The sequence below is a fragment of the Fluctibacter halophilus genome, from assembly GCF_020687825.1.
Lineage (GTDB): Bacteria > Pseudomonadota > Gammaproteobacteria > Enterobacterales > Alteromonadaceae > Fluctibacter > Fluctibacter halophilus.
The window spans coordinates 735,669-760,543 of record NZ_JAJEWP010000001.1; the positions used below are offsets into that span (position 1 = coordinate 735,669).

Annotated in this window: 27 protein-coding genes and 4 tRNA genes; 11 read left to right on the plus strand and 20 right to left on the minus strand. The window is 53.0% G+C overall.

Translation table 11 applies throughout. The annotated features are described in order from the left end of the window. Positions 1-91: 91 nt before the first annotated feature. Positions 92-1,516 carry an aminotransferase-like domain-containing protein gene (locus LJ739_RS03430; RefSeq protein ID WP_229157198.1) on the minus strand — a complete coding sequence of 475 codons (1,425 nt, stop codon included), beginning with the start codon at positions 1,514-1,516 and terminating at the stop codon, positions 92-94. Positions 1,517-1,613: 97 nt separating this feature from the next. On the opposite strand from LJ739_RS03430, the gene LJ739_RS03435 reads away from it, so the two are divergent. From LJ739_RS03435 to rimK, 4 genes are all read left to right on the plus strand, one after another. After that, positions 1,614-2,528: a DMT family transporter gene (locus tag LJ739_RS03435; protein ID WP_229157199.1), complete on the plus strand. Its 915-nt coding sequence runs from the start codon at positions 1,614-1,616 to the stop codon at positions 2,526-2,528. A 148-nt stretch (positions 2,529-2,676) separates the two neighbouring features. After that, positions 2,677-3,699 (plus strand): succinylglutamate desuccinylase/aspartoacylase family protein, encoded by a 1,023-nt coding sequence (locus LJ739_RS03440; RefSeq protein WP_229157200.1) that lies wholly within the window; start codon positions 2,677-2,679, stop codon positions 3,697-3,699. Positions 3,700-3,714: 15 nt separating this feature from the next. Continuing rightward, on the plus strand, positions 3,715-4,179 hold the full coding sequence (locus LJ739_RS03445) for an ATP-dependent zinc protease family protein (RefSeq protein ID WP_229157201.1): 465 nt from the start codon (positions 3,715-3,717) through the stop codon (positions 4,177-4,179). Positions 4,180-4,236: 57 nt separating this feature from the next. After that, complete coding sequence (gene rimK / locus LJ739_RS03450) at positions 4,237-5,151, plus strand: 30S ribosomal protein S6--L-glutamate ligase (protein WP_229157202.1); 915 nt, start codon at positions 4,237-4,239, stop codon at positions 5,149-5,151. Positions 5,152-5,153: 2 nt separating this feature from the next. On the opposite strand, the gene LJ739_RS03455 is transcribed toward rimK, so the two are convergent. The 8 genes from LJ739_RS03455 to LJ739_RS03490 form a co-directional block, all read right to left on the minus strand. Then, positions 5,154-5,921 carry a substrate-binding periplasmic protein gene (locus LJ739_RS03455; protein ID WP_229157203.1) on the minus strand — a complete coding sequence of 256 codons (768 nt, stop codon included), beginning with the start codon at positions 5,919-5,921 and terminating at the stop codon, positions 5,154-5,156. Next, positions 5,893-7,167: a Xaa-Pro dipeptidase gene (locus tag LJ739_RS03460; RefSeq protein WP_229157204.1), complete on the minus strand. Its 1,275-nt coding sequence runs from the start codon at positions 7,165-7,167 to the stop codon at positions 5,893-5,895. The genes LJ739_RS03455 and LJ739_RS03460 overlap by 29 nt, the downstream gene beginning before the upstream one ends. Positions 7,168-7,229: 62 nt before the next feature. Further along, a complete protein-coding gene (gene lnt / locus LJ739_RS03465; protein WP_229157205.1) occupies positions 7,230-8,723 on the minus strand; it encodes an apolipoprotein N-acyltransferase in 1,494 nt (497 codons plus the stop codon). A gap of 5 nt (positions 8,724-8,728) precedes the next feature. Continuing rightward, positions 8,729-9,589 (minus strand): CNNM family magnesium/cobalt transport protein CorC, encoded by an 861-nt coding sequence (gene corC / locus LJ739_RS03470; RefSeq protein ID WP_229157206.1) that lies wholly within the window; start codon positions 9,587-9,589, stop codon positions 8,729-8,731. Positions 9,590-9,622: 33 nt separating this feature from the next. After that, the gene (gene ybeY, locus LJ739_RS03475; RefSeq protein WP_229157207.1) at positions 9,623-10,081 is read right to left on the minus strand and encodes an rRNA maturation RNase YbeY; all 459 of its coding nucleotides are present in this window, start codon (positions 10,079-10,081) and stop codon (positions 9,623-9,625) included. After that, on the minus strand, positions 10,078-11,127 hold the full coding sequence (locus LJ739_RS03480) for a PhoH family protein (protein WP_229157208.1): 1,050 nt from the start codon (positions 11,125-11,127) through the stop codon (positions 10,078-10,080). Before LJ739_RS03480 ends, ybeY begins: the two co-directional genes overlap by 4 nt. Positions 11,128-11,146: 19 nt before the next feature. Next, positions 11,147-12,580, minus strand: coding sequence for a tRNA (N6-isopentenyl adenosine(37)-C2)-methylthiotransferase MiaB (miaB, locus tag LJ739_RS03485; protein WP_229157209.1), 1,434 nt, complete (start codon positions 12,578-12,580; stop codon positions 11,147-11,149). A gap of 198 nt (positions 12,581-12,778) precedes the next feature. Beyond that, positions 12,779-13,633, minus strand: a complete 855-nt coding sequence (locus tag LJ739_RS03490; protein ID WP_229157210.1) for a DMT family transporter — start codon at positions 13,631-13,633, stop codon at positions 12,779-12,781. A 261-nt stretch (positions 13,634-13,894) separates the two neighbouring features. Between LJ739_RS03490 and LJ739_RS03495 the strand changes: the two genes are divergently transcribed. Together LJ739_RS03495 and LJ739_RS03500 are read left to right on the plus strand one after the other, a co-directional pair. After that, complete coding sequence (locus tag LJ739_RS03495; protein ID WP_229157211.1) at positions 13,895-15,037, plus strand: FAD-dependent oxidoreductase; 1,143 nt, start codon at positions 13,895-13,897, stop codon at positions 15,035-15,037. Between the two features lie 11 nt (positions 15,038-15,048). Beyond that, positions 15,049-15,222 carry a hypothetical protein gene (locus tag LJ739_RS03500; RefSeq protein ID WP_229157212.1) on the plus strand — a complete coding sequence of 58 codons (174 nt, stop codon included), beginning with the start codon at positions 15,049-15,051 and terminating at the stop codon, positions 15,220-15,222. Positions 15,223-15,270: 48 nt separating this feature from the next. Here the strand turns inward: LJ739_RS03500 and LJ739_RS03505 are convergent, their stop codons facing one another. From LJ739_RS03505 to LJ739_RS03530, 6 genes are all read right to left on the minus strand, one after another. After that, complete coding sequence (locus tag LJ739_RS03505) at positions 15,271-15,756, minus strand: CreA family protein (protein ID WP_229159396.1); 486 nt, start codon at positions 15,754-15,756, stop codon at positions 15,271-15,273. A 7-nt stretch (positions 15,757-15,763) separates the two neighbouring features. Continuing rightward, positions 15,764-17,170 (minus strand): alanine/glycine:cation symporter family protein, encoded by a 1,407-nt coding sequence (locus LJ739_RS03510; RefSeq protein WP_229157213.1) that lies wholly within the window; start codon positions 17,168-17,170, stop codon positions 15,764-15,766. A 136-nt stretch (positions 17,171-17,306) separates the two neighbouring features. Next, a tRNA-Gln gene (locus tag LJ739_RS03515) sits at positions 17,307-17,381 on the minus strand. 46 nt (positions 17,382-17,427) lie between these two features. Further along, positions 17,428-17,502, minus strand: a tRNA-Gln gene (locus tag LJ739_RS03520). A 5-nt stretch (positions 17,503-17,507) separates the two neighbouring features. Further along, a tRNA-Leu gene (locus LJ739_RS03525) sits at positions 17,508-17,592 on the minus strand. Positions 17,593-17,635: 43 nt separating this feature from the next. After that, positions 17,636-17,712: transfer RNA gene (locus LJ739_RS03530), tRNA-Met, on the minus strand. A gap of 424 nt (positions 17,713-18,136) precedes the next feature. On the opposite strand from LJ739_RS03530, the gene LJ739_RS03535 reads away from it, so the two are divergent. After that, on the plus strand, positions 18,137-18,799 hold the full coding sequence (locus LJ739_RS03535) for a hypothetical protein (protein WP_229157214.1): 663 nt from the start codon (positions 18,137-18,139) through the stop codon (positions 18,797-18,799). 38 nt (positions 18,800-18,837) lie between these two features. Here the strand turns inward: LJ739_RS03535 and ychF are convergent, their stop codons facing one another. From ychF to smpB, 4 genes are all read right to left on the minus strand, one after another. Further along, positions 18,838-19,929 (minus strand): redox-regulated ATPase YchF, encoded by a 1,092-nt coding sequence (gene ychF, locus LJ739_RS03540; protein WP_229157215.1) that lies wholly within the window; start codon positions 19,927-19,929, stop codon positions 18,838-18,840. 31 nt (positions 19,930-19,960) lie between these two features. After that, entirely contained in the window at positions 19,961-20,548 is a 588-nt protein-coding gene (gene pth / locus LJ739_RS03545; RefSeq protein WP_229157216.1) for an aminoacyl-tRNA hydrolase, read from the minus strand. A gap of 5 nt (positions 20,549-20,553) precedes the next feature. After that, entirely contained in the window at positions 20,554-21,198 is a 645-nt protein-coding gene (locus LJ739_RS03550) for a 50S ribosomal protein L25/general stress protein Ctc (protein ID WP_229157217.1), read from the minus strand. Between the two features lie 200 nt (positions 21,199-21,398). Further along, a complete protein-coding gene (smpB, locus tag LJ739_RS03555) occupies positions 21,399-21,875 on the minus strand; it encodes an SsrA-binding protein SmpB (RefSeq protein ID WP_229157218.1) in 477 nt (158 codons plus the stop codon). 146 nt (positions 21,876-22,021) lie between these two features. Here smpB and LJ739_RS03560 point away from each other — a divergent pair, with 146 nt between their 5' ends. From LJ739_RS03560 to LJ739_RS03575, 4 genes are read left to right on the plus strand one after another with little or no spacing between them, the layout of a single operon-like run. Continuing rightward, positions 22,022-22,453 carry an SRPBCC family protein gene (locus tag LJ739_RS03560; protein ID WP_229157219.1) on the plus strand — a complete coding sequence of 144 codons (432 nt, stop codon included), beginning with the start codon at positions 22,022-22,024 and terminating at the stop codon, positions 22,451-22,453. Further along, positions 22,450-22,776, plus strand: coding sequence for an RnfH family protein (locus LJ739_RS03565; RefSeq protein ID WP_229157220.1), 327 nt, complete (start codon positions 22,450-22,452; stop codon positions 22,774-22,776). The genes LJ739_RS03560 and LJ739_RS03565 overlap by 4 nt, the downstream gene beginning before the upstream one ends. Continuing rightward, the gene (locus LJ739_RS03570) at positions 22,776-23,294 is read left to right on the plus strand and encodes a nuclear transport factor 2 family protein (protein ID WP_229157221.1); all 519 of its coding nucleotides are present in this window, start codon (positions 22,776-22,778) and stop codon (positions 23,292-23,294) included. Before LJ739_RS03565 ends, LJ739_RS03570 begins: the two co-directional genes overlap by 1 nt. A gap of 57 nt (positions 23,295-23,351) precedes the next feature. Next, the gene (locus LJ739_RS03575) at positions 23,352-23,861 is read left to right on the plus strand and encodes a GAF domain-containing protein (protein WP_229157222.1); all 510 of its coding nucleotides are present in this window, start codon (positions 23,352-23,354) and stop codon (positions 23,859-23,861) included. On the opposite strand, the gene ppsR is transcribed toward LJ739_RS03575, so the two are convergent. Continuing rightward, complete coding sequence (gene ppsR, locus LJ739_RS03580; protein WP_229157223.1) at positions 23,858-24,673, minus strand: posphoenolpyruvate synthetase regulatory kinase/phosphorylase PpsR; 816 nt, start codon at positions 24,671-24,673, stop codon at positions 23,858-23,860. The genes LJ739_RS03575 and ppsR overlap by 4 nt on opposite strands. Positions 24,674-24,875 lie beyond the last annotated feature (202 nt).

Sequence of the window (24,875 nt, forward strand, 5' to 3'; positions counted from 1 at the left end):
GTATAACAGGCATCGCCATCGCGAGGGCGGTTTAACGCTAAAGTGGTTTTTTTTGTCGTCGACTCGCAGGCTGCGCAAATTCCTGCAGACATCAGGGGGTGTGACATAACCGTCCAAGGGTTTCGATACCGTCTTCGATGCGTTGGTGCCAGGGCAACCCATAGCTCAGCCGAATACAGTGCTGATACCGGGATGACGGGGAAAACAGGCTGCCAGGTGTGATGCTGATGTTGTGCTCCAGAGCCTGCTGGAACAATTGCGCGCCATCGAGCTCACCGCTGAGCTCAAGCCACAACACTGTACCTCCCTGTGGCAGGGTGACCCGCACATCATCGGGAAAGTGACGCCCGATCAGGCCCAGCATCCGGTCCCGGTTAGTCAGCAGTACCTGACGTAACAGTTTCAGGTACCTGTCGTACTCACCACTTTGGATAAACTCGGTCAGGGTCCACTGGTTGATCAACGGTGACGAACAGGACAGCGCCCGTTTGGTGCGGGTTGCCAGATCGCGAAAGCCGGGCGCTACCAGCCAACCTATCCGGTAACTGGGCGCGGCTGTTTTGGAAAACGAAGCACAGGTCAGTACCAGGCCTTTTTTGCTGAACGCCTGGCAAGGGATGCCGCGCTGTTCACCAAAATACAAATCACCATACACATCGTCTTCAATCAGCGCGATGTTACGCGCTTCAAGCAGCGCAACCAAATCGGCTTTTTCGCTATCCTGCAGCCGACATCCCAATGGATTGGCGATGGTGGTGGAAAACACACAGGCTTTGACCGGATGCTTGCTGATGGCTTTCTTCACGTCGTCCAGGGCCAGGCCCTTTTGCGCACACAACGGGATCTCCAATGCCAGCATACCGAGACGTTCAATCAACTCCAATACACCAAAATAGCATGGCGACTCCACCGCAATAACGTCGCCCGGTTTGGCCACCGATTGCAGGGCGATGCTGATGGCCTCCTGGGCGCCATTGGTGATCACAACGTCATCCGGCGCCACATTGATACCCTGTTCCATGTAGCGCCATGCCAACAGCCGTTTTAGCGGTTCATAGCCGCTCATGGGACCGTAGTTCAGGGCCTTGTCTCCCGCCATGGTCAATACCCGTCTTACAGTTCGGTTTAACGCTTTGGTGGGTGGTTTTGCCGCCACCGGGTTCGCCACACCTAACGACAGGTTCTGGGGCAAATGGATGGCTTGATAAACCTGTTCAATCAATTGCTGGCGGCTGACGGCGGTGGGTTTGCGCATGGCTCTGGCCTTGAGGGGCAGACCACTGGGTGTGTCCTGAGGTTTGAGGTAGTAGCCGGATTGGGGGCGGGCCTCGATCACGCCTTGTCGCTCTAACTCCAGGTAAGCCTGTTTAATGGTCGGCACACTCACGGCCAACGACTGTGACAGGCTGCGCAGGGAGGGCAGTTTGTCGCCGGGGCGTAAGCGACCGTCACTATGCATGGCCCGGATCAGGGTGATGACGCGCTGATACAGGTAGGTTTCCGGCGTTGAAGGCATAATAAAACTGTGTAGGTTAAATTTGAATAAAACTGTATATGTTATGTGTTCAAAAATCGAGTTATTTTAACGTATCGATTATCCACGGGAAATAGCAATGAGAACGGGTGTCCTGTATGTCATTACGGTACTGATCTGGGGATCAACCTGGCTGGCGATTGAATATCAGCTGGGCGTTGTTGCACCTGAAGTCTCACTGGTGTACCGGTTTGCCGGCGCGGCGGCGCTGATGTGGCTGTTTTGCTGGTGGCGGGGGATGGACATGCGCTGTGGCTGGCTGGATCACAGTTATTTCCTGTTGCTGGCCTGTTGTAACTTCGGGTTTAACTACCTGATCCTGTATTGGGCGCAAGGCTATCTGACCTCAGCGATGACATCGATAGCCTTTTCCACCTTGTTGATCATGAACATTATCAATACGCGGTTGTTCTTCGGTAAGCCCATCGCGCCTCGTACAGCCATTGGAGCAAGTCTCGGTATTGCCGGTATCATTGCGTTGTTCTGGCATGACGTTGCGGCGTTCGACCTGTCCTCTGGTGCACTGACCGGCTTGCTATTGGCACTGGGCGGCACGTTGGTGGCTTCGCTGGGTAACATGGCCAGTGTGCGCAATTCTAACCGCGGTATCAGTGTGTTTGTCGGCAACGCCTGGGGCATGTTGTATGGCGCCATCGGTTTAGCGTTGTATGCGCTGATATCCGGTGCCGCATTTATCGTTGACTGGCAACCCGCGTACCTGTTGTCACTGGGTTATCTGTCGGTGTTTGGCACGGTGATCGCCTTTGCCAGTTACTTCCTGTTGCTGAAAGACATCGGACCCGCCCAGGCCAGCTATACCATCGTGTTGTTCCCGGTGGTGGCGGTTGTCCTCAGTACACTGTTTGAGGGGTTTGAATGGCATCCCAATACCGTGTTTGGTTTTGTATTGGTGCTGATAGGGAATGCCATCGTTCTGACCCCGGTGGAAAAATTCAGGGCACGTTTTTCACGAGCCCCGGTTCTGCCACGCTAGTCGATTTCCAGCATGGAGTAAGCCGCAAAGGAGTGCGTTTATACACCGGCAGGTCGTCTGCCGGTTTTTTTCGTTACCGGTTCGCTCAAACTTCTGCTAAATTCTATGTTTGCCAATAAAATCAATTACTAATGGATTCTAGTTCCCCATGAGCGACTTTATCATCGGTGGAGAGTCGATCGCCGTAGGTGAAACCCGTAAGGTTCACCTTGAAATGCCGCCGTTGTATACCGATACCAGCATGTCCATTCCGGTGTATGTGCAACGGGGCCGACGACCAGGCCCGACGTTGTTCGTGTGTGCCGCGATACACGGTGATGAACTCAATGGCATTGAGATCATTGGACGCCTGATCAAAAGCCGTAGTATCAAAACCTTGCGTGGCACACTGATTGCGGTGCCCATGGTGAACGTTTACGGGGTGGTCAGTCAAAGCCGCTACCTGCCGGATCGGCGGGATTTAAACCGCAGTTTCCCTGGCAGCAAAAAAGGCTCTCTGGCGGGACGCATCGCTAACCTGTTTCTCAAAGAAATTGTCGCCAAAAGCGACTTTGGGATTGATTTGCACACCGGCGCCATTCATCGCAGCAATCTGCCGCAAATTCGCGCCAACCTGGATGATGAACAAACCCTGGAAATGGCCCAAGCGTTTGGCATACCGGTGTTACTGAACTCGGATTTGCGCGATGGCTCTTTGCGTCAGGTTGCAGCCGATCAAGGAGCAAAAATGCTGTTATATGAGGCCGGCCAGGCGTTGCGTTACGATGAATTTTCGATCCGCGCCGGGGTAAAAGGCATCATCAATGTGATGCGACATATCGGCATGCTCAATAAGACCAAAGCGAAACGTCGTATTAAACATTTTGTCGCCCGGGAGAGTGGCTGGATCCGCGCCAATGAAAGCGGGTTTATCTTTCACAAAGCCCATCTGGGCGACCACGTCATGAAAGGCGACGTGCTGGCCACCATTGCCGATCCTTACGGTGATATCGTTGGCACAGTGACCAGTCCTGAAGAAGGTGTTGTTATCGGCAAACAAAACATTCCACTGACGCAGGAAGGCGAAGCCATTTATCATCTGGCCTATTTTCGCAAGCCCGATTCAGTGGCACAGAGCGTTAACCAGTTACAGGACGATCTGGTTCCTGATGATCCAACCATTACGGTTTAAGCAAAGAGAACCCGTATGCAAACATTTGAAAATAAAGCTGTCGTCGGTGCGTTGGAGGTGTGTAACCTGCCGGACCTGGCGATTGAAGGATTGCACATTCGTGTCGATACCGGTGCGGCAACCTCCTCACTGCACGTGGACAATCTGGAAGAATTTGAGCGGGACGGCAAGTTGTGGGTCAGTTTCGACATTCACCCGGATATCCATAATGTGGCGGAGATTGTTCGACGAGAAGCCCGGGTTAAAGATATTCGTAAGGTCAAAAGTTCCACTGCGACCCGCGAGCGACGCTACGTCATTGATACCACCATTATCATGGCCGGGTTAAAGTGGACCATTCAGTTGACCCTAACAGATCGGTCAGAAATGACCTACCTTATGTTATTGGGACGACAGGCCATGGAAGGGCGCCTGGTAGTAGACCCCGGCGCCGAATATCTGCTGGGCAAAAAAGCTCAATCACCGTCTGTTTCATCATAATTCATTAATCATTGCGCGTATTTGCGCGTCTTAAACACTATTAAGCAAGGATAATTTATGCGTATCGCCATCCTCTCACGCAACCCCCGCTTATATTCAACGCGGCGTCTGGTGGAAGCCGGAGAGAAAAAAGGCCACGAAGTTGATGTCATCGATACCATGCACTGTTACATGGATATCACGTCGGCCAGACCGTCGGTTCGTTACAAAGGTAAAGCGCTGCCGAAATACGATGCTATCATTCCCCGGATTGGGGCGTCGGTGACGTTTTACGGTACTGCCGTTGTACGTCAGTTTGAAATGATGGGCACCTTTAGTATCAACGAGTCAGTTGCTATCAGCCGCTCCCGTGACAAGTTACGCTCGTTGCAATTGCTGTCCCGGAAAGGGATCGGTATGCCACGTACCGGCTTTGCCAACCATCCGGATAAAATCGATGACTTGATCAAAAATGTCGGTGGTGCGCCCGTGGTGATCAAGTTGCTTGAAGGCACCCAGGGGATCGGTGTGGTACTGGCTGATACCAAAAAATCGGCGGAGGCCATCATCGAAGCGTTCATGGGTTTGAATGCCAGTATTCTGGTACAGGAATTCATCAAGGAAGCCGGTGGTAGTGATATTCGTTGCCTGGTAGTGGGCGGCAAAGTGGTTGCCGCGATGAAGCGTCAGGCTCCGCCAGGAGAGTTTCGCTCTAACTTGCACCGTGGTGGTTCTGCCAGTCTGGTGCGATTGACCCCCCAGGAGCGCAAAACCGCAGTGGATGCAGCCAAGACCATGGGCTTGAACATGTGTGGTGTGGATATTTTGCGATCCAACGCCGGGCCGGTGGTGATGGAAGTGAACTCCTCACCGGGTCTGGAGGGCATTGAAAATGCCACCAATAAGGACGTCGCAGGGATGATCATCGATTTTATTGCTGCCAACGCAGCCAATGCGACGGCAAGAAAAACCCGCACCAAAGGCAAAGGCTAACGCTACGGCGCAGTGGGGGCGGTGAGTAATTTTTGTTGCCACTTGCCCCTGAGTTTTTGTATCCGGCTCTCAAGCAGCTCACGGTACTGCAACAGTGGTGAGTGGCGGGAAATGGCGATGTAGGAAGGCTCGTTTCCTGTGATCTGGTAGCTGGCATAATACAGTTTCTGAGCATCAATCACTCCCTTGTGCATATGTTCGAACACCTGCTGGGCGGAGACGATGGCGTCGACTTTGTCGGCCAGCAACCATTGCAGCAACTGCTCGTCACTGACCGCTCTGATCAGGTTTTCGGGCGGAATGTCAGCCAGTATGGGTAAGGAAAAGCTCGCTCCGCGCAACATGCCAATGACCTTGCCGTCAAAGTCTTCAGGGGAGGTAATATCCGGGCTGTTGGCTTTTAACACCAGGGTAAGGGTAATGTCCTCATAGGATATGGGGGGGTCCAGAAAGACAAAGTCGACTTCACGCTCTTCGGTGCGGGTGATCCACAGCAACACGTCCGCTTCACCACTGGCCACCAGTTTAAGGCACCGGGCCCAGGGGCATTGCACAAACCGCGGCGAAAAATCTGCCGCCCATTCCTGGGCAAACTCCACCAGTAAGCCTCGCGCCTGTCCGTTGTCGTCATAACTGTGGTAGGGCGGTGCATTGTCGGCCGCGACCAGCATGGTTGGTTTGGCTGTCGCTGCGCCAGTGGTCAGCAATAACGTACCGACCAAAGGCAAGCAGAGCAGTACACTAAGGCATCGATTTATAGATCTTGCCATCTTTAATCACTGTATTGACGTTTTCCAGCAGGCTGATGTCCTGCAAGGGATCGCCTTTGACGCTGATAATGTCAGCCATTTTTCCCACTTCCAGACTGCCCAGTGACTTTTCCTGGCCGAGTAAAGTTGCAGCATTAATGGTCGACGCCTGCAATGCCTGCAGCGGGGTCATACCAAATTGCACCATGCGCGACAGTTGCTTGCCGTTATCACCGTGCGGATAGACACCGGCATCACTGCCGAACACCATATTAACGCCGGCATCCACGGCCTTGTGAAAACTGTCTCGTTGGGTTTTGCCGACCACCCGTTCTTTGGCCAGGCTTTCTTCCAGGATACCGGCCTTCTCACCTTCGCCTAGAATGTATTCTGTGGTGTAAATGTCCATCGACAGATAGGTACCGTGCTGTTTGGCCAGTGCAATGGCTTCGTCATCCAGGAAACTGGCATGTTCAACAGAGTCAACCCCGGCGCGAATGGCAGCTTTAACACCGCTGTTGCCATGAGCATGGGCCGCCACCGTCAGACCGCGCATGTGCGCTTCTTCCACCAGGGCATTCATTTCTTCCTGGCTGTATTGCTGGGCGCCCACTTTGGTGCCTTTGGACAGCACGCCACCGGTGGCGCAGAACTTGATCAGATCTGCACCGTATTTGATGTTGCGACGGATTTTTTCTCGGATCGCCCAAGGACCATCTGCGACCCCTTCGCTGGTCACCTGGTGGTCATAGGTCAGCAGGTTGTTGTCGCAATGTCCGCCGGTAACACCGAGCGCCGGGCCGGACACAAATAAGCGCGGGCCGGGCACATCGCCTGCATTGATGGCATTCCGCAGCGCGACGTCAGAAAAGCCGCCTGCACCAACATTTCTGACCGTTGTAAATCCGGCCATCAGCGTGGCTTTTGCGTGTTTAACACCGGTAATGGTGGCGCGGGGCACAGACACCGCCAGTCGCTTGTAACCGTGCAGCGTGGCATCCATGGTGAGGTGAACATGCATGTCCATCAAGCCCGGCAACAGCGTATGACCCGGTAGGTCGAGGCGGCGGGCATTGTCTGGGATGGCAATGTCCTTTCCCATACCGATGCGCTGTATCACGCCGTCTTCAATCACCAGCAAGGGCGAACTGAAGCGTTTACCGGATTTGACATCCAATAAGGCATCTGCGGTCACCACCAGGGTTTCCGCTTGGGTCAGGGTTGCCCAGCATATACTCAACAGTGCGATGCCCGTACGAATCTTCATGGTGTTGTCTCCCTTGTTGTCCTGAATGCACAGCTTAAGGGCTCAGGTGCCCGATTCAAACCCTAACGGTTGTGCTGTCTGGACCATGCGATGAACAACAGCACACAAAAAACGGCCCATGGCAGGGTATCACCCCATCGTCTGTATGGGGTAGTGCCTGTGGTTAATTGTACATCGTCTTCCAGCACGGCGGCGACAAACTGATCGAGTCGACTCTGTATGCGACCTTGATGGTTGATCACCGCGGTGATCCCATTGTTGGTTGCACGTAAAACCGGCATGCCCAATTCAAGGGCACGCATTTGCGCGATCTCCAGATGTTGAGCAGGGCCGTGGGAGCGTCCAAACCAGGCGTCATTGCTGACCGTAATGATCACATCCGTATCGTCGTTCAGGTTGGCACGGATTTGGCGCGGAAACGCGATTTCAAAGCAGATGGCCGGCGCCAGCTTGAGTCCGTTGGTATGCAGGTTTGGCTGCACATAGTCGCCTCGGGAAAACGACGACATGGGCAAATCAAAAATCGGCGCTAAACCCCGCAACCAGTCCTCCAGCGGAATGAATTCGCCAATCGGCAATAAGTGGTGTTTGGCGTAGCGATTCGGGTGCTGGTAGTAGTAGCCACTTTGTTCGCTGTTCTGTTGGTCAACACCCAGCGCCAACAGATTGTTATAGGCCTGATAGGTCTCAAAATTGTAGTTGACGATGCCGGTGATCAGCCCGGTTTGGTGCGCTATCGCCTGCTCATCCAACTGCTGCAGAAAGTCCAGAGCAACCGGTTCCAGCTTGGGGATCGCGGCCTCGGGCCAGATGATCAGGTCACTGTCCCAATGTGACTGCGTCATTGACAGGTATTTTTCCATGGTGGGACGGTCTTGCTCCGGCACCCAGCGCAACGACTGGGCAATGTTGCCCTGTACCATCGCAACCCTGACCGTGTTCGCGTCGGGTTTGACCCATTGCAATGATTGTAACCCCATACCGATCACGAAGGGTATCAGCGCGAACAACACTGCACGCACGATCTGCCGGTTGCGCACAGCATGGGCCATGGCCATCGCCATCGCCACAATCAATGCGGACAGTCCGGTCTCACCTAACAGGGGCGCCCAACCCGCCAAGGGGCTGTTAATTTGACTGTATCCCAGAGACAGCCAGGGAAATCCGGTCAGCAGCCAACTCCGTAGCCACTCCATCAGCAACCATAAAACCGGTAGGGCACTGGGCCATAGGTGAACAGCCACCCGCTTGACCAGGGTGTGGAAAAGTAACATGGGGAACAAGGCGAGATAGGCGCACAATAGCGCCATCAGTCCCAGCGAACCGGCGAGGGGGAGCCCACCAAAATCTGCAATGCTGACATGAACCCATGAGATGCCGGCGCCAAACCAGCCTAACCCAAACAGAAATCCGATCCATTTGGCCTCGTGAGGGCGCTCAGGCGACAGTTGCAGCAGCATAACCGCTACAGCAACTGGCATCAGATACCATTGGCCAAACGGCGCAAACGTCAGGGTCAAGCTGAGCCCGCACAATAAGGCGATGGCGTAGCGCACGTTGACTAGCTTTCCATTTCTGGCAGGGTCACCTTCAGTTGCAGCAATCGCCGCTTGTCGGAGTTGGTGACTTTAAACACCAGCCCATCGATGTTGACCTCTTCATCGGTCATAGGCATGTGACCGAATGCTTTGAGCACGATGCCACCGATGGTGTCAGCTTCTTCCGTGTCAAAGCGGGTTTCAAAAAAGCTGTTGAACTCTTCCAACGGTGTGAGCGCTTTCACTGAGTAAGTGTATTTGTTGAGCGGACGGATATCGTCTGTGCCGCTTTCCTCTACATCATGTTCGTCTTCGATTTCGCCAACAATCAGTTCGAGGATGTCTTCGATGGTCACCAGACCGGAAACACCGCCGTACTCATCTACAACAATCGCCATGTGGTAGCGTTGTTGGCGGAATTCTTTGAGCAGTACATCGACCCGTTTACTCTCGGGCACGATCACGGCAGGGCGCAGGATGTCTTTTAGCAGGAAGGTCTTTTCTTCGTCGAAGGCGTACGCGAGCAAGTCTTTTGCCAGCAGGATACCTTCGATATGGTCTTTGTCTTCGCTGATGACCGGAAAACGGGAGTGTGCTGAGTCCAGCATCAGGGGAAGGAATTCATCCACCCGTTGGTTGATGTCGATGGTAATCATCTGCGCACGGGGGATCATGATATCCCGAACGCGCATTTCATTGACTTCCATGACGCCTTCGATCATCTCGCGGGTTTCGGGGCCGATCACCTCACGCTGCTGCGCTTCTGTGATGACCTCAACGAGTTCTTCTTTGCTTCTCGGTTCTCCGGAAAAGCTCTGGACAATTTTGTCCAACCAGCTTTTGCCTGAAGAACCGTTCGTAGAGTGCGGGTTGTCGTCGCTCATAGTCGGTTATTTGGTTCCTTCGGACCGTTATCTTTAATGATCTTGGTAGGGATCGTCAACGCCTAATTTTGCCAGCACCTCAATTTCCAGTGCTTCCATAACATCGGCGTCGTCATCGTTTATGTGGTCATAACCCAGTAAATGCAAGGTGCCATGGACGATCATATGTTGCCAATGTGCGTCATTCGACTTGTTTTGTTCGATGGCTTCCCGCTCAACTACCTGTACACAGATAACCAGATCTCCGAGCAGTGGTAACTCTATGCCGGGAGGTGCCTCAAAGGGAAATGACAACACGTTAGTGGGCGATTCTTTACCGCGGTATGTGTGATTGAGGGTTTGACTTTCGGCCTCGTCGACGATGCGGATAGTGAGTTCTTTGTCCGCCATGTGGAGGTGGTTTAACACCGTATCGATGGCACGTTGCAGCATCGCTTCGTCAGGTAAATCGGTGGCCGAACTGGCCACCTGAATATCAACAATATTGGTCACGATGAAGCCGCATCATCCGCAGGTTTACCATTTTGCTGCTCGGCACGTTTAGCCGCCCGCTGCTTTTCTTGCTCGGCATCGTGTTCTTCATACGCTCTGACGATACGCGCCACGACCGGGTGTCGAACCACATCGTTGGCGTTGAAGAAATTGAACGAAATGTCCGGCACATCTTCCAGCACTTCGATGGCATGACGCAGGCCAGAACGCACACCACGGGGCAAATCAACCTGGGTGATATCACCGGTGATCACCGCTTTGGAATTGAAGCCAATCCGGGTCAGAAACATTTTCATCTGTTCCGTGGTGGTGTTCTGGCTTTCATCCAGAATGATAAACGCATCATTCAGAGTTCGTCCGCGCATGTACGCCAGTGGGGCGACTTCGATGACGTTTCGCTCCATCAGTTTTTCAACTTTTTCAAAGCCGAGCATCTCGAACAGGGCGTCGTACAGTGGGCGCAGGTAGGGATCCACTTTCTGGGATAGATCGCCGGGTAAAAAGCCCAGTTTTTCGCCCGCTTCAACGGCCGGACGGGTCAACAGAATACGACGAATTTCCTGGCGCTCCAGGGCATCCACGGCGCAAGCCACTGCAAGGTAGGTTTTACCGGTTCCGGCAGGGCCGATACCGAAACTGATGTCATGGTTAACGATGTTGGCAACATACTGAGACTGATTGGGGTTGCGGGGTTTGATCACCCCACGCTTGGTCTTGATATGCACTTCTTTGCCGTAGTGACCCGCTTCAGCCTGTTCCAGGCATCGGGCTTCCTGAATCGCCAGGTGGACCTGCTCAGGTTCCAATTCCGGGATGCGTCCTTTGACCGGTTGGGTTTCGATGTACAACAAGCGCAATAATTCAATCACACCTTTGGTTTGCTGTGACTTACCGATCACTTTGAACTGGTTGTCTCGGTAGGTGATTTCCACCCCCAGACGACGCTCAATTTGCTTGATATTGTCATCAAACGGGCCGCACAGGCTCGACAAACGTCGGTGGTCGGCGGGCTCTAACAGAACTTCACTACTGACAAGGGTACTCAAGTTACAATGCTCTCCTGTATTACTGCGGCACAAACTGGCTGACACCCATGGCGTCGGGCTGGTCTGCAGATTGTTTGTTCAAGATGCTGCTGGGTGACACACTGACCCGCAGGCCCATGTCAGCTTCACGGCGCACAACATCACCCCGCAATGAGTTGGTAAACACGTCGGTGATGGTGACATCGACAAACTCACCGATCATGTCAGGCGTGCCTTCAAAATTGACCACACGGTTGTTTTCCGTTCTGCCGGACAATTCCATCGGGTTTTTCTTCGATGGGCCTTCCACCAGAATCCGCTGTTCGGTGCCCAACATCGTTCGTGCGATGCGTTGGGCTTGTTGATTCAGTCGCTGTTGCAACAATTGCAAACGCTGCTTTTTGGTGTCTTCTGACACATCGTCAGGCAAGTCAGCCGCGGGCGTGCCCGGACGAGCGCTGTAGATAAAACTGAAGCTCAGATCGAAGTCGATGGCCTGGATCAGGTCCATGGTGGCTTCGAAATCGGCATCGGTTTCACCGGGGAATCCGATAATGAAATCCGACGACATACACAGGTTAGGTCTGACTTTCTTAAGACGACGGATTTTCGACTTATATTCCAGTGCCGTGTGGCCACGCTTCATCAGGTTGAGGATACGATCCGCACCGCTTTGTACCGGCAGATGCAGGTGATCAACCAATTCAGGAATTGACGCGTAGGCATCAATGATGTCGTCGGTGAACTCGACCGGATGGCTGGTGGTGTAGCGGATCCGGTCAATACCGTCGATGGAAGCGACCAGTTCGAGTAATTCGGCAAAGGTGCACACGCTACCATCGTGGTGGGGACCGCGAAACGCGTTCACGTTCTGGCCCAGCAGGTTGACCTCACGCACCCCTTGTTCGGCCAGTTGGGCGATTTCATACAATACATCGTCGACCGGACGGCTGACCTCTTCACCGCGAGTATAAGGTACCACGCAGAATGTACAGTACTTGGAGCAACCTTCCATGATAGACACAAACGCGGTTGGGCCCTCAGCTCGGGGCTGGGGCAAGCGGTCAAACTTTTCGATTTCAGGGAAGGATACGTCCACCACGGCTTTGTCGCCGGCACGGATCTGACCGATCATTTCTGGCAGACGGTGCAGGGTCTGGGGACCAAACACGATATCGACATAGGGCGCACGCTGGCGGATTGTTTCACCTTCCTGAGAGGCGACACAACCGCCGACACCGATGATCAACTCGGGTTTCTTTTGTTTCAGCGTTTTCCAGCGTCCGAGTTGGTGGAAGACTTTTTCCTGGGCTTTTTCCCGGATAGAACAGGTATTCAGCAGGATAACGTCGGCATCTTCGGCGGCTTCTGCCAATTGAAATCCGTGGGTTGAATCCAGCAGGTCTGCCATTTTCTCCGAGTCATACTCGTTCATCTGACAACCCCAGGTTTTGATAAAAAGCTTGTTACTCATACGCCGTTGTTTTCTACCTAGTTGATGCACGCCTTGGTGCGACGCTACGTTTGTGCCAATGGTTGTGGCCACGCAACAATTATGATGATTAACTGAACCGGCCATTTTACCGTGTATCGGCCTCTAACACCAGATAAAACGAGGAATTGCCGCCCGTTGCAGCAACCTTGGGGCAAAAGAATTAAGCCGTTGTCAGGCCTACAAAAACCAGCGCTGGCGTAAGGTGATATTGGCAGCCCAGATGATCAGTAACGTGCCGACAATGAGGCCCTGACTGATCGGCTCGCCCCAGAAGGTGTAGCCGAGAAACGCCGCAAACACCACACTGGAGTATGTCAGCAAGCCGATTTTCACCGGCGAGGCGAGTTGAAACGCTTTGGTCATCAGCAATTGTCCAATGCCGGCCAATCCACCCATCACTGCCAGCCCCAGCCAGTCCATCGGCGCGATAGTGTGCCAGTCAAAGGGCAACGGGATGGCGCTGACCAACACCGATAAAAAGGTGAAATAAAACACAATCCGCGCGGAGGGTTCGGTTTCACTGAGTTTGCGGATACTGCACTTGTTGATGGCAACGATTACCGCACATAAGACAGCTAAACCCGCATAACCAGACCATTGCATGCTACCCGGTTGTAACACCGCCGCAACGCCGACAAAGCCAATCAACATCGCGAAGACCGTTTGATGTGTGACCGCCTCTTTCAACCATACGCGCGCCACGATGGGTACGATAAAGGGCGCGGTCAGCAGGGCCATCATTGCCGGTGCCAATGGCATGTTGGCCAACACCATAAAAAAGCAATACATCGCCAACAAACCCAATACCGAACGGAACAAATGCAGTCCCGGGTGTGCGGTTCGAAGGCCGGAAATACCATTGCGTTGTAGCCAGGGCAACAACACGATTAACGCGAACAGGTTTCGGAAGAACACCAATTGAGTATGGCTCAGGGTCAGGCTGAGGTGCTTCACCAATGCGCCGACTCCGGCAAACAGTAATTCAGCAATGATCAGGCAAAGTCCACCGACGAAGATGGCGGATTGAAGCATATAACGTCATTCATTGGTTAACAGGGGCGCAGAGTGTAGCAGAAAACCGGTCAGGATCGGTGTGGTACAAAAAAAAAGCCGTCGATGGCGACCACCGACGGCAAACGATCATAGGGAAACACTCAGTTACCGGGTGTTGCAAAAGCCTTCTTGCAAACCCTTACACTATCAGTCGCGGTATTGTGGTAAAAAGTTTAATTCCGGTGGATTTTTTTCGTATCATGCACCTTTCCGTGGGAGACACATTCAAGGAGACGGGCAGTGCCCAAGGCATTTTGTATTGTTGGTGGTGGCATGGTAGGGGCGGCAGCCGCTATCGGCTTGGCGCAACAAGGCCACAATGTGACCCTCATTGAGGCGCACATGCCGGCCCCCTTTGCGCCGGAACAAGCCCCAGATATGCGGGTGTCGGCGATCAGTCTGGCCTCACAACATCTGCTCGACAAGCTGCAGGCCTGGGAGTCGGTGTTGCAGATGCGCAGTTGTCCGTTTCAGCGCCTGGCCGTGTGGGAAGACCCCGTCTGTCGTACAGAATTCAGTGCCACCGAACTGGGTGTGTCCCACCTTGGCCACATTGTCGAAAACCGTCTGGTCCAGCTGGCGCTGCATCAGGCACTCCGTGCTTACAGTAACGTGGAGTGGGTCACCGATACGTCGTTCAAACACATTGATAGCTGCACTCAGCGTGTGACGTTGGCGAACGGTAAGTCGCTGGCCTATGACGTGTTGCTCGGCGCGGATGGTGCGCGCTCGGCGGTGCGTCAGCAAGCCGGTATCGGCACCACAGGGTGGCAATACCAGCAGCAGGCGCTGGCCATTTTGGTCAAGGTGCCAGAACCGGCAGAAGACATTACCTGGCAGCAATTCAGGCCTGAGGGGCCGCTGGCGTTTTTACCCTTGTATGATGGCTACGCGTCGCTGGTGTGGTATGACAGTCCTGCAAAGGTGGCCAGCTTAAAGCAATTGAACCGCGTGCAACTGGCCGCCGAAGTCACATCCCATTTCCCGGCAGCATTGCCGCCCATTGAGGTGCTGGAATGCGCCAGTTTTCCGCTGACCCGTATGCATGCGCAACGTTACGTGAAACAGCGGGTGGTGCTGCTCGGTGATGCAGCACATACCATCAACCCCCTGGCAGGGCAGGGTGTGAATCTCGGTTTCCGAGACGTGCAAGCCTTATTGGCAGCCTTCGAGGCACAAGCAGACGTTGACCAGGCCCTACGAGACTATGAAAAGCAGCGCCGTTTTGACAACGCGTTGATGATGACAGGCATGGATGTACTGTATGCCGGATTCAGTAATCAGCAACCGCTGCTCAAAGGGTTGCGCAATGCGGGGCTATGGCTGGCTGAGCGGCTGCCTCTGGCAAAACGACGTGCGCTGAAGTACGCCCTTGGGGTGTAAAAGGAGAAATCATGACGGTCGTCATTATTCTGGCAGTGTTGTTTGCTGCCTTGTTTATTGTTATTCCACTGATTGAGCGCAGTAAATTGCGCATCAGTGCCGAGGACAGCGCAAAAATCAGTCGCTGGATCCTACCCCTGGTGGCCATTCTACTGGTTGTACAACTGTTGCGACATGTGTTTTAGGCGGCTTGGCCGCCAAACGACAACGTCCCTGCGCGGTCAGAGGCAGCCTCAACGGGGCTCAGCACTCTGGGGTGCTGTCGGGTCGATGTAAGCCTGGGTGCCCCACAGTGGGACCGTTGACATACTGTGTTTAAAACTCCCGGAGGTTTCTTTGGTGGAGTACGACAGGTAAATCAACGTTTGCGCCTGTGGATCGTAAATCCGTCTGACTTTCATGCTCTTCAGAAAGATGCTTTTGGATTTTTTGAACACCACTTCACCGGCATCGGAACGGTCGATGGATGCCAGCATATTGGGGGTGATTTCGCCCGTCTGGCGACAGGCGATAGAACTGTCAGACGGGTCTGAGAAACTCAGGTTGGCTTCGATACTGGCAATGTGACAGGTGACACCCGGCACCAATGGATCCACCAGACTGTTAATTTTGATGTCCTTGGTGGTGAATAACCCCAGTGACACGTCGCCCACTTCGTTCTGGCCGCAGCCCATCAACGTCAGGCCGAGTAACACACTCAAACAATGGCGTTTATGCATCATGTTTTTAACCCCAAATGCCTTTTTCACTTTCGCCCTGGATGTCACAATCACCGGTTTTATACTCCGGGCGCTCGCCGCGGTCCCGTTTGGCAAAGTAATCTTTACTGATCGACACAATGGTGGGTGTGAGCCATAAAATGGCGATGATGTTGATCACGGTCATTAACCCTAATGCCATGTCTGCCATGGCCCAGACTTCCGGCAGGGCGGCCATCGAACCCCACAGGATCATGGCCAGGTAGCCGCCGGTATAAGCCGTGCGGCCCAGCTTGTTGTCGAGCTTAAACATGTGCAGGTTACTCTCGCCATAGGCGTAATTGGCCACCACGGACGTGAAGGCAAATAAACTGATCGCGGCGGCAACAAAATCATTGCCCCCAGCGCCCATGTGTTCGCTCATGGCGGTCTGGGTCAGGCGAATGCCTTCCATATGATCACCGGATGCGCCGCCGGCCAGCAGAATGATGATCGCCGTACAGGTACAAAGCACCAGGGTGTCGATAAACACGCCGAGCATCTGTACATAACCCTGTGACACCGGGTGATTGGGGTTGGGCGTGGCACCCGCGGCGGCGTGAGGCACACTGCCTGAGCCAGCTTCATTGGAGTACAGACCCCGCTGAATACCGTTTTTGATTGCAGCGCCCAATGCGCCAGCGCCGGCTTCCTGCAGACCGAATGCCGATGAGATGATGTCCCACAACAGGCCGGGAACGGCCTCAAAGTTCATCGCAGTAATGACGATGGCGGCCAGTACATAGCTGATAGCCATAAAGGGCACCACCCATTCAGCAAAACGGGCAATGGCGCGCAGACCGCCCACCACAATCAGTCCCGCCAAAAAGATGATCGCCAAGCCGGAATACAGGGTGTCGATGTCATAGGCATGGTTGAGGGCATCGGTGATGGTATTGGCCTGTACAGCGCTGAAAATAAAGCCATAGCCTAAGAACAGGCACAGTGAAAACAAGATGGCTAACCAACGCTTATTCAGGCCCTGTTGAATATAGTAGGCCGGCCCCCCACGGTATTCACCGTTATCATCTCGCACTTTGTACAACTGACCCAACACACTTTCGGCAAAGCCTGTGGCCATGCCCAGAATGGCAATTACCCACATCCAGAAAATCGCACCGGCGCCACCCAGTGAGATTGCGACAGCCACCCCGGCAAGGTTTCCGGTCCCGACCCGGGCTGAAAGGCTGGTACACAGCGCCTGAAAGGAACTGATCCCCGCTTTGTCACTGTGGGTACTGCCTCGCATGACAGAAAACATGTGGCCGAAATGCCGCAATTGAAGGAAACCGAGGCGAACGGTGAACCATACACCGGTGATGACCAGCAGATAAATGAGGATCTGGCCATCGCCCCAAAGGATGTTATTGATGAATGCGACTATCTCGTTGATCAAAACTCGTCCTGCAACCGATTGATTTTAATCGAACAAGTCTGCAACGTGCGACAAGCGCTGTAAAGGAAAAAGGGCTGGAAGCGGGAAATCGGGGGATACAAACGAAAACGGCTCGCCTGAGCGAGCCGTCTTGATATGGCTGGGGTAGCTGGATTTGAACCAACGAATGGCGGGATCAAAACCCGCTGCCTTACCGCTTGGCTATACCCCAGTGGTAAACCGTCGCGCACTGACACGCAACGGGGTCTTTCTAAAAATGGCTGGGGTAGCTGGATTTGAACCAACGAATGGCGGGATCAAAACCCGCTGCCTTACCGCTTGGCTATACCCCAACAGATGGTGCGGAAGGAGAGACTTGAACTCTCACGCCGTGAAGCACTGGAACCTAAATCCAGCGTGTCTACCAATTCCACCACTTCCGCTTAGCATATCCTTTGAAAGGGACAGTCTTTCGTAAAAAGGATATGGTGGCTACGGCGGGACTCGAACCTGCGACCCCATCATTATGAGTGATGTGCTCTAACCAGCTGAGCTACGTAGCCACTTGATGCACTCCGTTCTGGAGTGGCGCGTATTATGCTGATCTGACTTTTTAACGTCAACCTCTTTTTTTGTCCCGATTAACTGTTTGAACGTTTGTTAGCCAAAGACGCTGTTTTTCGCTGCAGGATTGAACAATTCATTGAAAATTGCTGCAGTTTTTTACAAAAGTGCGGGCATTGCAGTGGAGCAGGGCGTGACCCGATTTTGCGCTGGAAGGTGAAAAAGATTGCTGATATCTGGGGTAAAGAAGAGGTCCCTTTGATTGGATTGTTACGATCTACGACAAAGGGTTTCGTTACGCTGAGTATCGTCTAGGCTTAGGGGAAGGACTGGGAAACTGCAAGGGGAGTGTGCAGGGTGCGAGAGGGACGACGATTTCGCCGATATTGGATGGGAGCGTGGCTGCTGCTGGGTGCTTGCATTTTGCACGCACAACCAAAGCCGCAGCGCATGGCGATCTCTGTGGTGGACGACCATTCGGTACGTTTGCTGTTCTGTCCCATTGTTCGCGATGCTTATGTGCAGCTGGGGATAGAGCCCGAATTTGTGGTGATGGTCAGCGGACGGGCGCTGGTGGAATCTGCCCGCGGCAACCTCGATGCTGAATTGGTACGTTCTGAAGTCACCGGTCAGGCGCAAGCTGAATTGGTCAAGGTGCCAACGTCGTTAGGGGTCGTGCGCGGACGCCTGTATTGTCGTGTTGGTCTGCCCTGTTCACTGAGAGTGCTGGCGAACAGAAACACTCAGGTTGGTTTGATCACCGGAGACAATGCGATGTCACGTTTTCTCAGCCAGCAGGCCGCCCGCGCTGTGTGGGTGCCTACCGTCGACGCGTTGCAGGGAATGTTTAAGCGCAAACGCATTGATTATGCGCTGGGCCTGGAGCATGCGACCGGTTTTCACACCGGCCCGCTCGAAGATGTACGGGTTGCACCAACCCCCTGGTACGAAGGCGAGGTCTTTCATTATGTGCATCAACGGCACCGTGAGCTGATAGAGCCATTGAGCGCTGCACTGGCGCACAGTATTGACACTGTGGGTTTCGTCCGCAATGGACCCGAAGGGGTGTTGGATTTGTGCCAGTGATACAAAAAACCCGCCGGGGGGCGGGTTTGTTTTATCGATTAAACATTGAAGCGGAAGTGGATCACGTCACCGTCTTTGACGATGTACTCTTTGCCTTCCAGTCGCCACTTACCGGCTTCCTTGGCACCGCTTTCGCCACCACAGGCGATGTAATCGTCAAAACCGACGATTTCAGCGCGGATAAATCCTTTTTCAAAATCGGTGTGTATTTTACCTGCTGCTTGTGGCGCAGTAGAGCCTTCGGGAAAGGTCCATGCGCGCACTTCTTTCACTCCGGCGGTAAAGTAAGTCTGCAGAGTCAGCAGGTTGTATCCGGCACGGATGACGCGGTTAAGTCCAGGTTCTTCAAGGCCGAGGTCCTGCATGAATTCCTGCTTTTCTTCCTCGTCCAACTGGGCGATTTCTGACTCAATTTCTGCGCACACGGCCACAACCACGGCATTTTCATCAGCCGCAATCGCTTTCACTTCATCGAGATAAGGGTTGTTTTCAAACCCGTCGTCATTGACGTTGGCGATGTACATGGTGGGCTTCAGTGTCAGCATGTTCATGTAGCTGATGGCGGCAATCTCTTCTTTTTCGAGTTTCAGCGCGCGTAGCAGCAAGCCCTCGTCCAGGTGCGGTTTAATCTTTTCCAACACCTTCAATTCATATTTGGCATCCGCGTCACCACCTTTGGCCCGTTTACCGACACGGATCAGGGCTTTTTCAGTGGTTTCAAGATCGGCCAATGCCAACTCGGTGTTGATGACGTCAATGTCATCTTTTGGACTAACACGTCCGGCCACGTGCACAATGTTGTCATTTTCAAAACAACGCACCACATGCCCGATGGCATCTGTCTCACGGATATTGGCGAGGAACTTATTGCCCAGACCTTCACCCTTCGATGCGCCAGCGACCAGACCCGCGATATCAACGAATTCCATTGTCGTGGGGATAACGCGCTGGGGATTTACGATCGCCGCAAGTTGATCCAGGCGGGGATCGGGCACGGGTACGACACCGGTATTGGGCTCAATGGTACAAAACGGGAAATTGGCGGCTTCGATGCCCGCCTGCGTCAGTGCGTTGAACAGGGTAGACTTGCCTACATTCGGCAGCCCAACAATGCCACATTTGAACCCCATGGTGTGTCCTCTTACTGTGTAGTGGCCGACATTACTGGTCGGCAGTAAAACTGTGCAGTCGATTCATCGCGCGTTTGAGATCGTCTTTCAGTAGTATCTCGGTGCAGCGGATGGCTTCATCGATTGCAGCATCCATTTTTTGTTGCTCATCGGCTGGCGCTTTCCCCAGTACGTGCCCGGTAACGCGGCTTTTATGGCCTGGATGACCAATACCAATGCGCAATCTTAAAAACTGTTTGTTATTGCCCAGACTGCTGACAATATCACGTATGCCATTCTGACTGGCACTGCCACCGACTTTAAATTTTGCAACGCCTGGCGGTAAATCCAGCTCATCGTAGGCGACGAGGATCTGTTCCGGGTCGATGCGATAGAAATTGCACAAGGCTGCCACTGACTGGCCGCTTTTATTCATGTACGTGGTCGGTATGAGCAGACGGATATCATGGCCACACCAGGTAACTCTGCCGGTGTAACCGAAAAACTTGTTTTCTAGCTTGAGGGGGCAATGGAGGGTCGAGGCGATGCGCTCGACAAACCAGCTACCGGCATTGTGCCGGGTATGCTGGTATTCGGGGCCTGGATTTCCCAGGCCCACGATAAGCTTCGGTGCAGACAAGCAACTTATTCCTCAGTTGCTTCTTCATCACCTTCGGCACTTGCGTCTGCATCATCTGCAGTTGCGCCTTTTGCTTTCTTGATGGTAACAACCGCCAGGTCGTGCTCTTCGCCTTTAGCCAGCTCAAGCAGGGTAACACCCTTAGGTACAACCAGCTCAGACAAGTGAACAGTTTGACCCATTGCAACATCAGCCAGATCCACTTCGATGAACTCAGGCAGATCTTTAGGCAAGCAGCTGACTTCTACATCATTGATGTGGTGCTCGGCGTGACCGCCTTCAGTCTTGATAGCAGCAGCTTTGTCTTCATTGATGAAGTGCAGAGGCACGTTAGTGTGAACTGCAGACTTGGCATCAACGCGCAGGAAGTCCATGTGCGTTACTTTTGGCTTGTAAGGGTGGCGTTGCATGTCTTTCAACAGTGCTTCCACTTTCTTGCCGCCAATGTTCAGGGTCAGAACGTGAGAGTAAAACGCTTCGAATTCCTGTGCCTGGATCACTTTGTTGTGTTCCAGCGTCAGTGCTACCGGCTCTTTGCCAGCGCCGTACAGGATAGCAGGTACTTTGTCAGCATGACGCAGGCGGCGGCTCGCACCTTTCCCCAGGTCAGTACGGACTTCTGCATCCAAGGTAAAAATCGCTTCAGACATGGTGTATAAACTCCAATAAAAATAAGTGTGTGCAGATTTTCGCGACCAAAAACCTGCTCGTTCGCACAGACGAATCTGCGCCTCCCCGAAAAAGGGCGGCGAATTCTAACATTGAGGGGGGTGTTTCACAAGCACATTGACCGCTCAGGATGAACGCTGATGCGCGGATGCCCACACGCGGGCTGAACCCGCGGGTGGGATCAGGCTTTATGTTTCATCACCCGTTCTTTCTGACGGGCCCAATCGCGGTCTTTCACCGCATCCCGTTTGTCATGCGCTTGCTTACCTTTGGCGAGGTATATTTCCACTTTGACCCAGCACTTTTTCCAATACATTGCAGTGGCAACGATGGAGTAGCCCTGACGTTCCCGGGCGCCGATCAGTTTGTCCAGCTCCCGTTTATTGAGCAGCAGTTTACGGTTGCGCTCTGGATCGCAAACCACATGGGATGAGGCCTGATTCAACGGGCTGATACGGCTTCCCATCAGGTACGCTTCACCCTGATGGATGATCACGTAACTGTCGGTAATGTTGGCTTTGCCCGCTCGGATGCTTTTTACTTCCCAGCCCTGCAATTCGACACCTGCCTCAAACTTGTCCATTAATTGGTAGTCGTGGCGGGCCTTCTTGTTGAGCGCGATGGTATTGCTGACGGGTTTTGACTTCTTCTTGTTCATGGCGGCGTAGTATACCAGTGATTTTTAATTTGTCTTTAGGGGGCTGAAAAATCTGTGTTGTGCAGACATTATTCCCGTTATGGACGATTGTGCTACACTGCCCAGCTTATATTTTCGATGGCTTTGTGTGTGTAGAAGGAGACATGATGCCGCAAATCAATCGCCATGCGTTGGTCGCGTTCAGTGCAGAATCCATGTTTGATTTGGTCAATGATGTGAATGCCTATCCAGAGTTTTTGCCGGGCTGCACAGAAACCCGAATTTTACATCAGGACGAGGACCGTATGGAAGCATCAATGCTGGTCTCTAAGGCGGGTGTCAGGCAGTGGTTTACCACACGTAACGCATTGTCTCGCCCGCAACGCATCGAGATGCAATTGGTCGAGGGGCCTTTTACGCATTTACGCGGCGGCTGGACATTCACTGCATTGGCTGAAGATGCGTGCAAGATTGAATTGCAGCTGGATTTTGCCTTTTCCAGTAAACTGGCTGAACTGGCGTTTGGTAAAGTGTTTAAGACCCTGGCGGCAAATATGGTCAACGCGTTTACCCAGCGGGCGAAAGAGGTGTACCTGTGACGGACCAGCAGATTTCTGTGGAAGTGGCCTATGCCTTGCCGGACAAGCAGAGTTTGCTTACGGTGGTGGTTGAAAAGGGCTGCAGTGTTGAAGACGTGATCAAGGCGTCGGGTGTTTTGCGTCGCTACAAAGACATTGATTTGTCGGTCAATAAGGTGGGGATCTGGAACCGTACCTGTAAATTGTCCGACACACCAAAGGACGGTGATCGGATTGAAATTTACCGCCCACTGATCGCCGATCCCAAAGAAGTGCGTAAACGTCGGGCCGAAAAGGCCAAACAAGAAGGGCGCGCCAATAAAGTCACTGGCGGAAGGGTGTAATGCTGCAGCGCCTGCTTAGTTTAGTTCTCATCGGCCTGAGTCTCAGCGCTTGTGTCAGCTCTGTGGCAACCCGCGACACGGCAGAAGGCAATACCGCTTTTACCCTTACGACGATAGCCAATGCTGCGCAGCAGTACTTTGAACAGTATAAAAATCGCGACAATCTGGACGCCTTTATTGCCCACTATGCCGAGGATGCGCTATTGGAAGACATGGTGTATGGCCAACGTATTCAGGGCCGGCAGGCGCTTCGAAACTTTTACCGCTGGGATGACGGCAGTGTCAGATTGCTCAAGGACAAAACGCTGGTCATTGAGCAACAGATCGTTGACGGTAATACGGTCATCACCCGTGGTACCTTCTTGCCTTTCCAGTACCACGATCAACGCCTGGGGCCCTGGCGTTTTGTTATCTGGCAATCCTACAATCATCAGGGGTTGATTGTTCATCAGATGGATTGGATCAACTATACGCCGAAAGAGATGTTTTTAGGCGGAGATGATCTAAACAATCCGTGATCATTGCTACACTCTAGGCTGTCGGATGATGTTCGGTTTTAGTCCAAGAGAGCCCGAATGAAAGTACCTATTATTCCTGCAGACGAAACCCAACGCTTAATGGAGTTGTACCAACTGGCGCTGTTGGATACTCCCCCTCAGGCCCGGTTTGATCAACTGACCCAGCGGGCAAGCGACTATTTTCAGACCCCGATGGCAGTGATTTCCCTGATTGATAAGGAACGACAGTGGTTTTTGTCCAAACTCGGCATAGAAGGCACACAAACTCCCAGGGATGAAGCGTTCTGTGCGCACACCATCAATGAACAAAGCCATATGTATGTGCCGGATACCTGGCTAGACGAGCGTTTTGACGATCACCCGGCCGTGATAGATAAACCCCTTATTCGCAGTTATCTGGGTATCCCTTTGCGCGGCGCACAGGGATACCCCGTTGGTTCGCTATGTGTGACAGACAAAGTGCCGCGGGTGTTTACCGACAGGGACATTGATGTGCTGAGGGGCATCGCCAACATGGTCGAAGCTGAATTTCGCCGCGGTGGCGCCCCACTGGAAACGTCAGACTAGGCCCATTTACGCCGCTGCAGGCCTGTTGTGGCGATGATCTTTGCTGCCATTTCTTCAATCGAAAACTGGGTACTGTTGAGAAAGGGGATCTTTTCCTTACGGTACAGGTTTTCCACTTCCCGCAACTCCATTCGACATTGCTGCAATGAGGCATAGCGGCTGTTGGCCCGTCGTTCCGAACGGATCTGGTGTAACCGTTCCGGCTTGATGGTCAGGCCGAATAGCTTGTGTTTGAAACGTCGCAATACCGGCGGCATTTTGAGAATGTCACCCATATCCTCTTCGGTGAACGGATAATTGGCAGCCTTGATACCGTACTGCAGTGCCAGATACAGGCTGGTGGGGGTTTTGCCGGAGCGGGATACACCGACCAGGATAATGTCTGCCTCATTGTAGTCTTTGAGGTTGGAACCATCGTCATTGGCCAGGGCATAGTTGACCGCGTCTATGCGAATATCATAGGTTTTTTCGTGAATACTGTGGGTGCGGTGTTTTTCTGGTTTGGAGGGAACACCGAGGACTTTCTCAAGTGGCGCTACAAACTGGTCGAGGAAGTTGTAGTTGATCCCCACTGATTTGGCGATCACATTGCGCACTTCGGTATTCACGATGGTGTAAAACACTAAAGGGCGTTCTCCTGAGTCTTGAAAACTTTCAGATATTTTTTGCAAGACCTCATGTGCGTGTTCTTCGGTTTCGACGAACGGCACGGTGACATGATTGAATTCAACCGTAAACAGAGACAGCAATGCATGGCCAAAAACCTCGGCGGTAATGGCGGTACCGTCTGAAATATAAAAAGCTGAGCGCACAACAATTCCTTAACATTGGTGTAAATTTATTACAGAAAGAAATAAAATTTTACTTTCTTATTACCAACATTCTAAAATTCCCCACGCAAAAAGCCAGCAGCAGAGACCAACTTTTCGACATGCTCATGCTGATGTGCTTTTCTTGCAAGACAATGTGTGATTTTCCGCTTGGATGGCGACACGTAAACCGAAATTCTTATTG

Coding starts and splice junctions, on each gene's coding strand:
- LJ739_RS03570 (WP_229157221.1), top strand. CDS start 22,776: ATGCTGCAGCGCCTGCTTAGTTTAGTTCTCATCGGCCTGAGTCTCAGC.
- LJ739_RS03560 (WP_229157219.1), top strand. CDS start 22,022: ATGCCGCAAATCAATCGCCATGCGTTGGTCGCGTTCAGTGCAGAATCC.
- rimK (WP_229157202.1), top strand. CDS start 4,237: ATGCGTATCGCCATCCTCTCACGCAACCCCCGCTTATATTCAACGCGG.
- LJ739_RS03435 (WP_229157199.1), top strand. CDS start 1,614: ATGAGAACGGGTGTCCTGTATGTCATTACGGTACTGATCTGGGGATCA.
- smpB (WP_229157218.1), bottom strand. CDS start 21,875: ATGAACAAGAAGAAGTCAAAACCCGTCAGCAATACCATCGCGCTCAAC.
- miaB (WP_229157209.1), bottom strand. CDS start 12,580: ATGAGTAACAAGCTTTTTATCAAAACCTGGGGTTGTCAGATGAACGAG.
- LJ739_RS03440 (WP_229157200.1), top strand. CDS start 2,677: ATGAGCGACTTTATCATCGGTGGAGAGTCGATCGCCGTAGGTGAAACC.
- LJ739_RS03490 (WP_229157210.1), bottom strand. CDS start 13,633: ATGCTTCAATCCGCCATCTTCGTCGGTGGACTTTGCCTGATCATTGCT.
- LJ739_RS03500 (WP_229157212.1), top strand. CDS start 15,049: ATGACGGTCGTCATTATTCTGGCAGTGTTGTTTGCTGCCTTGTTTATT.
- LJ739_RS03505 (WP_229159396.1), bottom strand. CDS start 15,756: ATGCATAAACGCCATTGTTTGAGTGTGTTACTCGGCCTGACGTTGATG.
- LJ739_RS03575 (WP_229157222.1), top strand. CDS start 23,352: ATGAAAGTACCTATTATTCCTGCAGACGAAACCCAACGCTTAATGGAG.
- LJ739_RS03430 (WP_229157198.1), bottom strand. CDS start 1,516: ATGCCTTCAACGCCGGAAACCTACCTGTATCAGCGCGTCATCACCCTG.
- ychF (WP_229157215.1), bottom strand. CDS start 19,929: ATGGGGTTCAAATGTGGCATTGTTGGGCTGCCGAATGTAGGCAAGTCT.
- LJ739_RS03550 (WP_229157217.1), bottom strand. CDS start 21,198: ATGTCTGAAGCGATTTTTACCTTGGATGCAGAAGTCCGTACTGACCTG.
- corC (WP_229157206.1), bottom strand. CDS start 9,589: ATGAGCGACGACAACCCGCACTCTACGAACGGTTCTTCAGGCAAAAGC.
- LJ739_RS03455 (WP_229157203.1), bottom strand. CDS start 5,921: ATGGCAAGATCTATAAATCGATGCCTTAGTGTACTGCTCTGCTTGCCT.
- LJ739_RS03460 (WP_229157204.1), bottom strand. CDS start 7,167: ATGAAGATTCGTACGGGCATCGCACTGTTGAGTATATGCTGGGCAACC.
- LJ739_RS03445 (WP_229157201.1), top strand. CDS start 3,715: ATGCAAACATTTGAAAATAAAGCTGTCGTCGGTGCGTTGGAGGTGTGT.